This window comes from Leptospira limi (genome assembly GCF_026151395.1).
Lineage (GTDB): Bacteria > Spirochaetota > Leptospiria > Leptospirales > Leptospiraceae > Leptospira_A > Leptospira_A limi.
This window is the reverse complement of the sequence record NZ_JAMQPV010000001.1, coordinates 2,694,102-2,708,577: the sequence shown is the minus strand read 5'-3', so window position 1 is coordinate 2,708,577 and position 14,476 is coordinate 2,694,102. Positions and strand designations below refer to the sequence as shown.

Sequence of the window (14,476 nt, the reverse complement as noted above, 5' to 3'; positions counted from 1 at the left end):
TAAAATGAGAACGTTTAGTTTTTGATTTAATGAAATTATTTTCGTGAATAAATTTAGGGAATATTATCTGGATACACTAATTCGAACTATTTACTTCGGAAGAATGATTGGAAGGCAATTTCGTTTTGAATTGATTATATTTTTTATTTCTTTTTTCATAAGATTTTTTTGGGTTTTGATCGTCGATTCATATCCTACTATGGATGGGTATGCGTATTATTCTAATGCATATACATTGGCAACTGAAGGTAAGGTCGATTTTTATTGGCCTGTTGGTTATTCAGCAATTATTGCCCTTTTGATGAAGTTAGGAATTTCGAAATTAATATACTTCAAAATTTTTAACGTTGTATTATCTTCCTTGACCGTAGTGTTAGGGTACAAAATTGCAAATTTTTATATTTTCAATCACTTTAAAAAAATCATAATCGTTTTTCTTTTAATTTTTTATCCTGAATTTATATTTTTTAACTCATTGTTTTGGAGTGAGACGGTCTTTGTTTTTTTGTTTATCTTAAGTTTCTATTTGTTTTTACTTGACAAGATAAAAATTTTTTCTGTTGTGCTTGCAATTTCAATTTTTGTAAAACCTGTTTCGATTTTTATGCCTTTAGTTTTACGATTAATGAATTTTTTTCCAAACAGGCGAAAAGATTTTGTTTTAATTTCATATGCAATTATTTTTATATTTCATTTTCCTTGGATTACATTTAATTACCAACAGACTGGAATATTTGGCATCGTTTCTAATAATGGAACGACTAATTTATTTATAGGAAACAATCAATTCGCTTCTGGTCATTATGATGAAGATGGACTGAAAAATATTTCAAAGTTTCCAACAGATGATTTAAAGGAAAATGTTTTAAAGTTTTGGATCACACAATACCAAGATATCCCACTGCTCGTATTTAAAAAATTGTCATATCTACTTTTTGGGATGCCTTCTCCTTGGATTTGGTCAATAGGAATTGGCACGAATATTTACAGTCAATTACCATTCTATCTTACTGTTGAAGAGTTTAAAGAATTAAAAGCAAAAACTAATGATGATACAATTGTTGAGCAGTGTTATCGTTTTAAGGAAAAGATAAATTTATATTCATTAGATGCGAATCTCAATGACTTTACAAAAGCAAAAATAGCGAATACCGTGTTATATGCGGGCGTTGTTTCGTATAATGGGAATTATCAATTATTGTTATTATCTAAGTATGCTTTTTTTTTAAACCTAATTTTAATTCTGATATTTTTATTTAAGATGATTTATTATGGAATAAAACGTATTTCTCTGTTTATTATACCTTTGTATTTTCTTTTTTTCTATTGCCTCTTTTTTGGAGATTTTAGATTCTTTTTACCCGCGATTCCATTTATTATAATAGGGAATTTCCTTCCAAGAAGATAAGGATAAAGAGCGAAAATGATTCAAACGTTGATTTTATTTGCAATATTAATTTTTATAGTTGCTAGATATTCTAAAAATCCTATTGGGATGTACATTATACTTATCTGGTGGGGAGCTTTAAATTTATTGAACTATTTTTCACTATCTGGTTTGTTTATCATCTCTTCTGATACACAATACGTTTATTTTTTATTTTTTGTTTTCTTTACATTAAGTTTTATTTTTACTGAAAATTTTATTAATTCTAGGGTTTATGATAATTTCAATATAAATGTCTCTTTATATAGCTACAATTTCTTGTTTTATTTTGCTTTGCTATTAATTGTTCCAATTCAGATTATGTTTACTGTTAGAGCAATCTATCTTTTTAGCTTCATAATGGAACCTTCCATGTATAGAAGTGACGTGTTTGGTCTAATTACGGGTACATCCTCTTTGTTTTTTAATTCAGTGCATGTTGCAAAAGCTCACGCTTTTATAATAGGTCCATTACAGTTTGTAGTTTTTTTTTCGGGCATATCTTATTTCATTGTCCGAAAAAAAGTAGGATTGTTATTTCTCGGAACAATTTTGATTGTTTTGGATGCGATAATGATGTTTGGCAGATTTGGCTATCATTACCTAATTATATCTATACTATTGTATTTTATTTTTACTAATAAAAATAAATACAAAGAGGAAAAGTTTAGAGTATATCTGTTTTCCATTGTTTTGTTTTTAATTTTAATTTTTGCTTCTCTTAAAATTACTAATAATAGAGGTGATTCGAATATTATTAAGATTCTTAAAACTTATATAGTAACTTATCATACAGAATCTTTTACTATATTTGATATAGAATTAAAAAACCCAAATTCAATTCTTCATGAATACACATATGGTTTATCGACTTTGGGAGGAATCGAAAGGTATTTCATACCGCTAATCAATATATTTGGTTATCGTTTCATCTCTCAAGCTGATCAGGTAGGTGGATATTTGCACCAAAACTTCTTAATTGGTTACGATGAGTATAATAACCCCCTTTTATTTAATGCGTATGGATCTATTTTTTTCACCATGTATCGAGATGGCGGATTGATTGCAGTTTCTGTTTTTGGAATTTTGTTAGGATTCTTCTTTTCAATCTACTCTGGAAGTTTGAAAACTAAAGATCCTATTGATTTTGCCATATTTTACGGATTATTATTTTTGATATTGTACGGAATTTTTCAGCCAACAGTATTAGGTCCAATGTTGCCTGCTCTTTTTATCTTATATATCTTAAAACAGGTTTTAAAAGCTTATACGAAGTTAATTCATTGAAATCAATTTTTTTTAATTCAATTTGGTTTTTCTTCGACAAGGTATTTAAGCTCATAGTTGGTTTTGCAATCAGTGTAATGATTGTAAGGTATCTTGGACCAAAATGGTTTGGAAAATATAATTATGTAAATTCGATCATTGTTTTATTCGGTATATTTGTATCCTTTGGTTCTGAAGGAATATTGGTGAAATTTTTAGTTTCGGAACCGGATCAAAAAAATGAGATATTGTCTGCATCTTTTTGGTTTCAAACATTTTTTGGCATATTATCTTTCTTATTATCCGTTCTATTTCTGATATTTTTAAGAAATGATTCAGATTTATTTCAGTTATTATTGATTCTAGGGATCCCTTTGTTATTCCGTTCTTTTTCAGTTGTTAAGTATGTTTATGAGTCGAACTTGGAGATTAAAAAAGTTGTCATTATTGAAAATCTAATTTTTTTTACTTTTTCATTTATTAGAGTTATATTGATATATTTTAATTCTAGTTTTAATTGGATTTTTGTTTCCTTCGCAACAGAAGGCATTATTTCGAATATTTCTTTGTATTTATATTATCGTCTTAATCATACTTCATTTTTGAAAGTTCGTCCCAAATTGGATAGAATCAAATCGATCCTGAAAGAATCCTTCCCAATTTTAGTGTCTGGTTTTGCGATCATTGTCTATATGAAAGTAGACCAAATTATGATTGGTTCTATGTTAGGTGATAAGCAGTTGGGTATCTATAGTGTTGGTGTTCGACTTAGTGAATTCTGGTATTTTATTCCAATTGGAATTTCATCTTCATTTTTTCCCCATTTGATTGCATTGAAGAAGGAATTATCAGTTCAGTATAAGAAACGATTTGCAATTTTGCATAGTATTGTTTTTTGGATGGCGTTGTTAGGAGCTTGTATTACCCAATTCGCAGCAGACTTTGTGATTTTGAAAATTTATGGTTATGATTATTTTAATTCATCCTTGATTTTAAAAATACACATTTGGGCATCATTGTTTGTTTTTTTGGGTGTTGCAGGAAGTAATTATTATATTCTAGAGAATCTACAAAAATTGACGATATTCAAAAGCTTTTTTGGACTATTGGTCAATATTATTCTAAATTATTTTTGGATCCCTGAATATGGAATTGTTGGCGCAGCCTGTGCTACTTTGATTTCACAATTTTGTGCCAATACTTTATTTTTAGTATTTTTTAGAAGTTTGCATCCTATTTTATTCCTGCAATTTGGAAGTTTATTTGAGATAAGATTTTTAAATATAAAAAGTATTTTCAGAAAACAAGTAAGCGTTTATCATTCCAATGATTAAAAGTATTTTCATTTTTTTAACTAGTTTGTTTAGGATTTTTTCCTTTTTTAAGGAGGAAGTAACTTTAATATGTAAAATTGATAATATTGGCGATTACATTCTATTTAGAAATTTTTTAAAAGATTTGAAGTGTTCTGAATTCAATAAAAATCGTAAAATAGTTTTTATCGGAAATGTTGCATGGAGAAATATTTTTGAAAGTTATGACCGATCAACAGTTGATAAGGCTGTTTGGGTAAATTTAAACTCTTTACAAAGCAATGTTCTCTATCGATTTGGAATTCTTTTTTTACTGAATACGTTTCGTATTCATACTATTGTACAGCCAACTTTTTCACGTAATCTACTGATTGATTTTTTACTTATACCTTTGAAGGCAAAATTCAAATACTCACCATTTGGTGATGATCTAAACCATATTCGGGAACTGAAATTAAAAAATGATCAATCGTATTCACATATCATCAAATCGGAAAAAGAGATTGAATTTGAGTTCGATAGAAACCTATTTTTTTTCAAAGAATTAGATTCTGTTTTTGCTAATGTGAAATTTTCTCTTCCATTTGAACGAAAAAAACAAAAAGAGAATGCAATTTCATTTTTTATTGGTTCAAGTTCCAAGACTCGTCAATTTTCAAGAGAGAACCTAGGCTATATTCTCAAATCAATCGAAAATCAAAGTCACTATCGAGTGAATTTACTTGGTGGGCAGGCGGAATTCCGACTAGCCGAGGAATTAAGTAAAATTTCAGAAAGAGTGATAAACTTATGTGGAAAACTGACTCTCTCTGAAACAATCAATATCATTGGTAATTCCAAAATTGTCTTAACTATGGATTCTAGTGGTTTGCATATGGCAATGGGAACTGGAGTACCGAAAGTTTATTGTTTTTCCAATGGCAATCATGCATTTCGTTTTGTACCGTATCCAAAACAATATAAAAATCTAAATGTATTTTTTCCTCCTATCATTGAAATGGCCATCGGTAAACATCCAAAGATTGTGTATGATTCATTTCGGAATGGTTCTCTTATCCCTATCAATTCCATCCGTATTGATTTAGCAGTGGAAAGTATATTAAAAGGATTACGATCTTAATGAGTGTTCCTGTTTTATTGATTGCGTTTAATCGTCCAGATTTAGCGGAAAAAACATTAATGAGGATGATTGAAGCAAATCCCTCGAAAATTTATTTTGCAGTAGATGGTGCGAGAATTGATAAACCAGAGGAACTAGCTAAGGTTAAACAAGTTAGAAACCTAACTTCACTGATTCCTACATCGATTCCTTATGAAGTAAGATTTTCAGATACAAATCATGGGTGCCGAGAAGGGGTTAGCTCCGCGATTACATGGTTTTTTTCCAAGGAAGAATCTGGTATCATTTTGGAAGATGATTGTTTCCCTGATTTAAGTTTTTTCCCATTTTGTGAGGAATTACTAATAAAGTATAAAGATGATCATCAGATTGGAATGATTTCTGGTGATAATTTTTTTCGAAATAAAATACATTTGAAAGACTCTTATTTTTACTCAACTTATTTTCATATTTGGGGTTGGGCAACATGGAGAAGAGCATGGAATGGATACCAATCGACAGGCATTCAACATGAGGAATTATATTCCGTCTTAAGTAAAAAATTTTTCTTTAAACGTCAGATTTTGAAATGGTACAATTGGATCAATGGTTCTTCATCAGGAAAAGTTGATACTTGGGATCATCAATGGACTTTTCATAACTGGAAAGAGAATCGAATTTCCATAATGCCTAATGTTAATTTAATTTCGAACATTGGTTTTCGAAGTGACGGAACACATACAATTGATGAAAATTCTCAACTTGCAAATTTAGACTTGGATTCTATTCCTTTTCCACTTGTTCATCCAAAAAAAAGAAAACTTAAATTTTTATACCATATATTTGTAGAAGTAAATTATTATCCGAATAAAATTTATCAGTTAGTTTTTAATTTAATTTTAAACTATTTGGAATTTAAATCTTCTTTATTGATTTTAATAAACGGTAATAAAGGAGAAAAATTTTAATAGAATGAAATGTCGGATTTGCAATGCTAATTGTCAAATAGTCTACTCAAATATGGTTTATCTGGGTAAATATACATCTTCTCTTTACCATTGCAATCAGTGTGATTTTCTCCAATTGGATCGAGTTACTTGGTTAGATGAGGCATACGAAGAGTCTATTGCTATCACGGATACTGGGATTGTATCCAGAAATTTAGATCTTTCCAGAAAAGTTTTAGTATTATTATCCGCGTTGAACTCTAAACTTGGGCTCAATAGGTTTATATTGATTTTCCTTCGGATTTTTTGTAAAGGACTCTTGGGAAGAGTGTTTACTCGATTTAACGGAAAGATTCTAGATTTTGGAGGAGGTTATGGATTGTTAGTCCGGATGTTAAGAGACTTTGGCATAGATGCCTATTGGACAGATCCTTATTCTAAAAATCTTTTTTCAAAGGGATTTGAAGGAAGTCTCGAAAATACTTTTGATTGTCTAATCAGTTTTGAAGTACTGGAACATTTACTTGAACCAGATATCCATTTTCAAAGTATTTTAAAGGAGCAGAATCCAAGACATTATATATTTTCAACGGAGTCATATGGGGATAAAATACCACAACAGAATTGGTGGTATTTTTCATTCTTAACTGGACAACATATATCTTTTTACAATCAAGGAACATTCGACTATATAGCAAAAAAATACAATTACCATTACTATTCAATCAATCAATCCTTCCATCTCTTTTCAAAGGAGAAACTTAATATCACTTTGATCAAATTCTTAGTTGAGAGATCGGATATATTTTATAGCTATGCGAAAGTTCATTACGACAGTCTCACCTGGTCTGATCACAATAAGATGATGAAAAGTTTGGACAAAAATACAAAATGAAATTTTTCGAAATGATTTCAAATAAGGAGATAAATTCTGGAATCTAGAATTGCTATTAAAAGTTTATGCAAATTAGGTTTTCCGAGATACCTAATTTTTTTAGCTATTTCGATTCTGTTTACTGGATTTCATCATCAACTCAATTTTAATTTCATAGGTCATGAGAATTTTGTTAACCAAAATTTCTCTCAACCATTTGTTTCAAGGGCTCTCTCGAGTTGGGTAGCAAAAGCACTAACGATAGTATTTCATTTTACTCCAGAAGAGGCAGTGTATCTTTTGGAGTTAGTTGCATTTTTTCTAATATTCGAGATTTTCTACAAGGTTGGTGTTTCGATAAAAGGCAAACAGTTTGGTATGATTGCCTCTGGGTTACTTATTTTGACAATTCCTTGGTTTGCATTTTTACCAAGGTATATGCCACTATATTTCTTATATGATACTTATGCGCTCCTTGCAAATGTGATTTTTTTGTATTTTTTGCAGAAAGGAAGGTTTTTGCCATTTGTTCTCTCTTTTTCTTTTGCAACATTCAATAGAGAGACATCACTTATATTTGTATTCATTTACTTTTTGGTTCACTTCCAATCATTGGGAAATTTTAAATTATTAAAAAGAATTGGTTTCTTGTTATTGATTTGGGTATCAATTAAGATAGTTTTAAGATTTTTATTTTCGATGAAAGGGGGAGAAGTTTATCAGGAACAGTACTGGTCAAATATAGAATTTTTTCTATCAATGCCATATGAAATAAAAAATCCAATTTTTTTTGAACCATATTATCGATTTTCTTTTTTGATTTTTCCTTTCTTTTTTCTAATTCCTCTTTTTATGAAACAAAATGTTTCATTTTTACCTTTGCGGATTCGTAAAACGTTACCGATTGGTTTAGTGATACTTTTGATTTTCCTTTACACAGCAAATATTTATGAATATAGAATTTTTACTGAGTTTTTGCCGATATTTATTTTACCGATAACAATGATTATAGTGCAATTCATAAAATATGGAGAAAGTTCTGAATCGAACTAACGTAAATTACATTGCACTTTTTTCATATTGAAAACTTATAATAAAAAAAATTAAATTAATATCTATGGCCCAAACGCATCCAAAATTGTCCATTATTACGATTGTCTTAAACAATAAATCTTTTTTGAAACATACAATTGAGAGTGTGATCAACCAAACGTATTCTAACATTGAATACATTGTGATCGATGGCGGATCAACAGATGGTAGTGTAGAACTCATCCAATCCTATGGATCGAAAATTAATACTTGGATCAGTGAAAAAGATTCCGGAATTTATAATGCAATTAACAAAGGTGTATCTCTTGCTACTGGGGAGTGGATTTGTATTCTGAATGCAGGAGATCGATTGGCTAATGAGAATACAATTAATCATCTCTTTAAAGATTCAATTTCAGATGAAATACAGGTAGTATATGGGGATTGGTTTCTTTGTAATTTAAAAGAGAATCCAGAAGTGCTCGTAAAAGGGCATGCAAATTTATCGAAGGGATATCTTTTACACCAATCTTTGGTATATCGAGCTTCTTTACATAAAATTCGTGGCCCATATCTTGAAACAAAAAAACTCATTATTTCTGATTATATTTTTCTTCGTTCGATTGATGATTTACATTATCAATATGTAAATATGCCGATTTCCATAAATGATAATTCTGGGGTCTCTAGTCAATCCTGGTCATTAGAACAAAAAGTAGCATTTGATTTTATCCTAGGGAAAGTAACATTTCAATATATGGTAAAAAGAATCCTTTTTGAGCGAATGCCTGGTTTTCTCAAGAAATCAGTACAACTAATATTGAAATTTCGTTTTAAATAATTGAATTTTCTTTTTCGACTAATCTGAGAATTGTAGGATTGTATTTTCCTAGGACATTTTTTACAGTTTCAAACCCATTAGTAGAAATTAAAGTTCTGATTAGATCTTTTTTAAGGAAAGGGAATGAATTTTCACGAATGATTTTTTCCCAAAATACATGGGTAGGGTTGTTATAGTAATTTTTGAAAATCGGTTGTGTCAGGTTTTCAAATTTGATGTAAGTATTGGTTTTAAAATTGTTTTTTTTCCAATATTCCGTGCCCCCAACTTCATAAGATAAGATCAGAAATTTTTTCCAAGTTGTAGGAAAAAATACCATCGATTTCCAAAAGTTTTCAAATTCTTTTGATTGAATGATTTTGTTTTGAAATACTAAAAAATAGCTCATTAAGTGATACGATAGTTCGTAAGAATCGGTTAAGCCCCAAACATCTATTTCTTGAGATTCGAATGTTTCAAAAATTGGAGTAAGTGGATGGATAGGGCCAAAAATACTATCATTTGTTATGATGATTTGGTTATATTTTTTCCAGTCATCTATTTCTGATAAACCAACTTTCCAAGATCCAAAATCGTAACCTATATTTTCTCTCCAAATATATTTTCTCAAGAAAGGCTTTGTTTTTTCTATTTCTTCCGGTATGCTGTAGGGAGATGTGTCAATGAGGACGATGTCAGTTTTTAACTCTTTTAATTTAGTTAGATAAAAAAGTAAACTTTCTTTGATTTTTCCATCAGTGTTGTAGGTGGAGAACAAAACTAGGCGATTTGTTGTTTTGTTAGTAAATGTTATTGAATTATAAATTTTAGGAATTTTGTTTAAAAATATTTTTTTGAACACACTCGTATTTACAAAGAAATAAAATAACTTTAACAGATGTTCTTTGCAAATAATCAATTTGCTCTTTTTGGTATAATTCAACATTGTTTTGATAACTTATGATTTCATTGTCATAAAATAAGTCATTTTCATCAATATAATTTTTGAAGTTTGTTTTTTTCTATTGTTAAGAATAAAAATCTCTTGATGTATCTCTTACAATAAATTTATTAATTCTATGGATTATTCTCAGTTTTCGGTAGTTGTGGTTGGCTCAGGTTTTTTTGGTTCTGTAATAGCAGAGCGAGTTGCTTCTGAGTTAAAGAGGAAAGTCCTAGTTATAGAGAAGAGAAACCATATCGGTGGTAATTGTTTCTCCGAGGTTGATCCAGAAACAGGGATTGAATTCCATACATATGGAACTCATATATTCCATACCTCAAATGAAAAAGTTTGGAATTACATTCATAAATTTACAGAATTCAATAATTACTTTCACCAAGTTTTAACAACATACCAAAATAAAGTTTACCAAATGCCTATCAATTTGGAGACAATCAACCAATTTTATAATGTAAATTTAAAACCTTTTGAAGTAGATGATTTTTTAGCAAAAGAAAAAGCAAAAGATAAAATAGATTCACCTCCAAAGAATTTTGAGGAGAAAGCAATCTCTTTGATCGGTAGACCACTATATGAAGCTTTTATTCGTGGTTATACAAAAAAACAATGGAATAAAGACCCAAAGGATCTACCTGAGTTTATATTAAATCGCCTCCCAATACGAAAAAACTATAACGAAAGTTATTATTACAGTCGTTGGCAAGGTATCCCTAAGGATGGATATGGAAAGATATTTGAACGTATGTTATCTAATCCACTCATCACGACTCAATTAAATACGAATTATTTTGATATCAAAGATAAAATCTCAAAAGATGTGATTTTAGTCTATAGTGGACCATTGGATCAATTTTTTGAATATAAATTTGGAAAACTTGAATACCGTACACTTAGGTTTGAATCCGAGGTGCATCCATATGATGATTATTTAGGTACATCTGTAATGAATTTTGCTGAAGAATCTGTCCCTTATACAAGGATACACGAACCTAGGCATTTACATCCAGAAAGGACATATGGACAAAAAACATTAACGATTAAAGAATATTCTTCGTTAGATGATGGAACCAATCCTTATTATCCAATCAACGATGAAAAAAATTCGAACTTAGTTAAGAAGTACCGGGAAGAAGCACAAAGTTTGAAAAATGTTTATATCAGTGGTAGATTAGGTGATTATAAATACTTTGATATGCATGAAACGATTGCGTCTGCATTAGGATTATTTGAGGACAAAATTAAACCTTCGCTTCATGAGTAAAAATTAGCTCTATAACTGTTTTTCAGTAATACCAAATTTATATTTTACTAAAAATTTTAGAATTTCGTAAAACATAATCAGACGTCCAAGTGCCATTTTATAAATAGGCCTCTTTTTTCCACCTAATCCGCGCATGGTAAATGTTTCTGAATGCCTTCTGTAAAGTAAGTAAGGTACTTTTAGGAACAGAACTTTACCAGTTAACTCCGCCACTAATCCAATCCAAAGGTCATGTCCAATTTCCTTTGTTTTGGGAAAGGGTAAAGCATTGTCCAATAAAGATTTTCTGAATGCCATACAAGATCCATAATAAGAGCTTCGCAAAACGTTTTTGAAGATTCCTTGTTTGGATCCAAAGTATTGAAAAAAAGAAGGATGCATTTGGTTCAGTTTTTCATCCGTGACGATTGAGTCATGGATGACTAAATCAAAACTTTCTAGTTTTTGCATGACGGAAGTGACTTTGTTTTCCATCCAAACATCATCTTGGTCAGATAAAAAAATGAATTCACCTGAAACTTTATACAGTGCATTTTGAAAATTTTGAATTGGATCTTTGAATTTCTGGTCTAGAAAAAGTTGAATGCGTTTGTCGCTACTTGCGAATTTTTTTAAAATCTCACATGTACCGTCTGTAGAGGAGTCATCAGAAATGATGATCTCATCCTCTGCGGAGAGCTGGTTTAAAATTGAATTTAATTGTTCGGAGATATACTTTTCACCGTTATAGGTTGCAATACAAACGCTGACTTTCGGTTTATTTGGCATTTTGATTGTGTCTGTGTTAGTCAATTTAAGGAAAATGCAATTATGCCTTTCGTCAATTACAATCTAAATCAGATTTTTATAAAAACATTTTTGGGAATGGTTTCAAGGGATTGATTTTTTCTATGCATAGGACTCATTTTTTAAATGATTACAAGAAGTTGGTGGCAAATTAGAGAATGCAAACGCAAGTTTTTCCTATCAAAGGACCTGTCTTAATTTTTCCTAAAGTACATGGTGATGACAGAGGATTTTTTTTTGAATCATTTAAGTCATCTGAATATGAAAAATTGGGAATTCCTAAAATCTTTTCACAAGACAACCACTCAAAATCGGGCAAAAATGTATTGAGAGGTTTACACTTCCAATCCCCTCCCCACGACCAAGGAAAATTGGTAAGAGTCATAAGGGGATCAGTTTTAGATGTCATCGTTGACATTAGAAAAGAATCATCTACTTATGGAGATCATTTAACTCTAAAATTAACAGAGAAAAATCACGAAATTTTTTGGGTACCTTCCGGGTTTTTACATGGTTTTATTACATTGGAAGATGACACAGAATTTTTATACAAAGTCACAAATGAATACTCAAAGGAAAGTGAAGGTGGAGTCATGTTTAATGATCCAACTTTAAATATAAACTGGGGTATTCCATATCATGAATGTATATTATCTGAGAAGGATAAAGTGTTACCTTTCTTTAAAGATTTCAAAAGTCCTTTTTAACCGAAATTGATTTAGCTTAGGAAGAATTTTCACGTATATGTCAAAACAAAGAAACATTTTAGTAACTGGTGGAGCCGGATTTATAGGTTCAAATTTTGTTCATACTTTACTTGAATCAGGTGAGGATGTAAAAGTTACTGTTGTAGACAAACTTACTTACGCTGGTAATTTAAAGAATCTTGAACGATGGTTAAATGATAGAAGATTCCAATTCATTAAATTAGATATCACTGATAAAGATAAAGTTTTAGATCTCGCAAATCAAATCGAAATCAATGAAATTGCACACTTCGCTGCCGAGTCACATGTTGACAGGTCCATCTTAGGACCTGAAGAATTTGTTAAAACGAATGTTCTTGGAACATTTTATATGTTGGAGTTAGGTAAAAAGCTTTATGAAATGAATTCATTAAGAGTATTTTTGCATGTCTCGACAGATGAAGTTTTTGGGACATTGGGGAAAGACGGAGCGTTTACTGAATTAACGCCATATGCTCCTAATTCGCCTTATTCAGCATCAAAAGCTGGCTCCGATCATTTGGTAAGGTCTTATTTCCATACCTACCATATGCCTGTCATTACAACAAACTGTTCCAACAATTACGGACCGTTCCATTTTCCGGAAAAATTAATTCCACTCATGATCCTTAATTGTATGCAAGGAAAATCATTGCCTGTATATGGGACAGGTGAGAATATTCGCGATTGGTTATATGTCAAAGACCATTGTTTCGCGATCAACTTGGTAATGAAAAAAGGTAAATTTGGTGAAACCTATAATATAGGAACACGGAATGAAAAAACAAACTTAGAAATCGTTAATCTTATTTGCGATTTAATGGATAAAAAACATCCTGAAGGTAAACCCCATAGAAATTTGATCAAGTTTGTGAAGGACCGTCCTGGGCATGACTTTCGTTATGCGATTGATCCAAAAAAGATTGAGACTGAAATTGGTTGGAAACCTATTTATAAATTCGAAGTTGCAATCGAAGAAACCATAGATTGGTATCTAAACAATAAAGTTTGGTGGGAAGAAATTATTTCAGGTCAATATAATCAATATTATGAGTTACAGTATAAGGAATCAAATTGAATATGAAAGGAATTATTTTAGCAGGCGGATCTGGTACACGCCTATATCCTGTTACGAAAGTAGTCTGTAAACAATTACTTCCTATCTATGATAAACCGATGATTTATTATCCGCTGAGTACTTTGTTACTAGCTGGAATTCGCGATATCTTAATCATCTCTACTCCTGAGTCAACACCACTTTTTAAAGAAATGTTAGGCAATGGTAAACAATGGGGAATCAACCTTCAATACGAAGTACAACCATCACCGGATGGACTGGCCCAAGCTTTTCTGATTGGTGAAAAATTTTTGAATGGAGGAGAAGCCTGTTCATTGATTTTGGGAGATAATATTTTCTTTGGACATGGAATGGAAGAGAATTTATCAGCAGCAGTCAAAAAGAGTAATGGAGCCACTGTTTTTGCTTACCATGTAAATGATCCAGAAAGGTATGGAGTTGTTGAGTTTGACGAACATAGAAAGGCAGTTTCCATCGAAGAGAAACCCAAATTTCCAAAAAGTAATTACGCTGTGACGGGTCTTTATTTTTATGATGAAAATGTAGTTGAATATGCTAAGTCAGTTAAACCTTCGAATCGTGGAGAATTAGAAATCACTGATTTGAATAAGATTTATCTCGAAAAAGGGAAGTTAGACGTGCAACTGATGGGAAGAGGATTTGCTTGGTTAGATACGGGGACACATGAATCTCTTTTAGAAGCATCTACTTTTGTTGAAACTGTTGAACGTAGGCAAGGATTGAAGATTGCTTGTCCTGAAGAAATCGCTTTCAGAAAGGGGTATATTTCAAGGAAAGAATTGGAAGAACTGGCAATTCCTTTAAAAAAGAATGGTTACGGGCAATACTTGTTTCGTATTCTAAACGAAACGATTTATTAAAAAT

Annotated in this window: 14 protein-coding genes; 11 read left to right on the top strand and 3 right to left on the bottom strand. The window is 30.7% G+C overall.

All coding sequences use genetic code 11. The features are described from left to right. Positions 1-175: 175 nt before the first annotated feature. The 6 genes from ND812_RS12675 (at position 176) to ND812_RS12650 (ending at position 6,946) form a co-directional block, all read left to right on the top strand. Positions 176-1,408 carry a hypothetical protein gene (locus ND812_RS12675; protein WP_265375726.1) on the top strand — a complete coding sequence of 411 codons (1,233 nt, stop codon included), beginning with the start codon at positions 176-178 and terminating at the stop codon, positions 1,406-1,408. A 15-nt stretch (positions 1,409-1,423) separates the two neighbouring features. Continuing rightward, positions 1,424-2,713 (top strand): O-antigen polymerase, encoded by a 1,290-nt coding sequence (locus ND812_RS12670; protein ID WP_265375725.1) that lies wholly within the window; start codon positions 1,424-1,426, stop codon positions 2,711-2,713. Further along, positions 2,710-4,026 (top strand): flippase, encoded by a 1,317-nt coding sequence (locus ND812_RS12665; RefSeq protein WP_265375724.1) that lies wholly within the window; start codon positions 2,710-2,712, stop codon positions 4,024-4,026. Before ND812_RS12670 ends, ND812_RS12665 begins: the two co-directional genes overlap by 4 nt. A gap of 124 nt (positions 4,027-4,150) precedes the next feature. Then, on the top strand, positions 4,151-5,125 hold the full coding sequence (locus tag ND812_RS12660) for a glycosyltransferase family 9 protein (protein ID WP_265375723.1): 975 nt from the start codon (positions 4,151-4,153) through the stop codon (positions 5,123-5,125). Beyond that, positions 5,125-6,072, top strand: a complete 948-nt coding sequence (locus tag ND812_RS12655) for a hypothetical protein (RefSeq protein WP_265375722.1) — start codon at positions 5,125-5,127, stop codon at positions 6,070-6,072. The genes ND812_RS12660 and ND812_RS12655 overlap by 1 nt, the downstream gene beginning before the upstream one ends. A 4-nt stretch (positions 6,073-6,076) precedes the next feature. Then, complete coding sequence (locus tag ND812_RS12650) at positions 6,077-6,946, top strand: class I SAM-dependent methyltransferase (protein ID WP_265375721.1); 870 nt, start codon at positions 6,077-6,079, stop codon at positions 6,944-6,946. 443 nt (positions 6,947-7,389) lie between these two features. On the opposite strand, the gene ND812_RS12645 is transcribed toward ND812_RS12650, so the two are convergent. Further along, positions 7,390-7,512, bottom strand: a complete 123-nt coding sequence (locus tag ND812_RS12645; protein ID WP_265375720.1) for a hypothetical protein — start codon at positions 7,510-7,512, stop codon at positions 7,390-7,392. Between the two features lie 530 nt (positions 7,513-8,042). Between ND812_RS12645 and ND812_RS12640 the strand changes: the two genes are divergently transcribed. After that, positions 8,043-8,798 carry a glycosyltransferase family 2 protein gene (locus tag ND812_RS12640; RefSeq protein WP_265375719.1) on the top strand — a complete coding sequence of 252 codons (756 nt, stop codon included), beginning with the start codon at positions 8,043-8,045 and terminating at the stop codon, positions 8,796-8,798. Here the strand turns inward: ND812_RS12640 and ND812_RS12635 are convergent. Continuing rightward, positions 8,791-9,555 (bottom strand): rhamnan synthesis F family protein, encoded by a 765-nt coding sequence (locus ND812_RS12635; protein ID WP_265375718.1) that lies wholly within the window; start codon positions 9,553-9,555, stop codon positions 8,791-8,793. The genes ND812_RS12640 and ND812_RS12635 overlap by 8 nt on opposite strands. A gap of 301 nt (positions 9,556-9,856) precedes the next feature. On the opposite strand from ND812_RS12635, the gene glf reads away from it, so the two are divergent. Beyond that, positions 9,857-11,002 (top strand): UDP-galactopyranose mutase, encoded by a 1,146-nt coding sequence (glf, locus tag ND812_RS12630; protein WP_265375717.1) that lies wholly within the window; start codon positions 9,857-9,859, stop codon positions 11,000-11,002. 9 nt (positions 11,003-11,011) lie between these two features. Here glf and ND812_RS12625 read toward each other — a convergent pair whose 3' ends face one another. Then, on the bottom strand, positions 11,012-11,770 hold the full coding sequence (locus ND812_RS12625) for a glycosyltransferase family 2 protein (protein ID WP_265375716.1): 759 nt from the start codon (positions 11,768-11,770) through the stop codon (positions 11,012-11,014). A gap of 176 nt (positions 11,771-11,946) precedes the next feature. Between ND812_RS12625 and rfbC the strand changes: the two genes are divergently transcribed. From rfbC to rfbA, 3 genes are read left to right on the top strand one after another with little or no spacing between them, the layout of a single operon-like run. Then, entirely contained in the window at positions 11,947-12,495 is a 549-nt protein-coding gene (rfbC, locus tag ND812_RS12620) for a dTDP-4-dehydrorhamnose 3,5-epimerase (RefSeq protein WP_265375715.1), read from the top strand. A gap of 37 nt (positions 12,496-12,532) precedes the next feature. After that, positions 12,533-13,591, top strand: a complete 1,059-nt coding sequence (gene rfbB, locus ND812_RS12615; protein WP_265375714.1) for a dTDP-glucose 4,6-dehydratase — start codon at positions 12,533-12,535, stop codon at positions 13,589-13,591. Between the two features lie 2 nt (positions 13,592-13,593). Further along, positions 13,594-14,472 (top strand): glucose-1-phosphate thymidylyltransferase RfbA, encoded by an 879-nt coding sequence (gene rfbA, locus ND812_RS12610; RefSeq protein WP_265375713.1) that lies wholly within the window; start codon positions 13,594-13,596, stop codon positions 14,470-14,472. Positions 14,473-14,476: the final 4 nt, after the last annotated feature.

Bases quoted from the DNA above. Each gene is read 5' to 3' on its own strand.
- ND812_RS12670 (WP_265375725.1), top strand. From the start codon at position 1,424: ATGATTCAAACGTTGATTTTATTTGCAATATTAATTTTTATAGTTGCT.
- ND812_RS12655 (WP_265375722.1), top strand. From the start codon at position 5,125: ATGAGTGTTCCTGTTTTATTGATTGCGTTTAATCGTCCAGATTTAGCG.
- ND812_RS12650 (WP_265375721.1), top strand. From the start codon at position 6,077: ATGAAATGTCGGATTTGCAATGCTAATTGTCAAATAGTCTACTCAAAT.
- ND812_RS12645 (WP_265375720.1), bottom strand. From the start codon at position 7,512: ATGAATACAAATATAAGTGATGTCTCTCTATTGAATGTTGCAAAAGAA.
- ND812_RS12640 (WP_265375719.1), top strand. From the start codon at position 8,043: ATGGCCCAAACGCATCCAAAATTGTCCATTATTACGATTGTCTTAAAC.
- glf (WP_265375717.1), top strand. From the start codon at position 9,857: ATGGATTATTCTCAGTTTTCGGTAGTTGTGGTTGGCTCAGGTTTTTTT.
- ND812_RS12625 (WP_265375716.1), bottom strand. From the start codon at position 11,770: ATGCCAAATAAACCGAAAGTCAGCGTTTGTATTGCAACCTATAACGGT.
- rfbC (WP_265375715.1), top strand. From the start codon at position 11,947: ATGCAAACGCAAGTTTTTCCTATCAAAGGACCTGTCTTAATTTTTCCT.
- rfbB (WP_265375714.1), top strand. From the start codon at position 12,533: ATGTCAAAACAAAGAAACATTTTAGTAACTGGTGGAGCCGGATTTATA.
- rfbA (WP_265375713.1), top strand. From the start codon at position 13,594: ATGAAAGGAATTATTTTAGCAGGCGGATCTGGTACACGCCTATATCCT.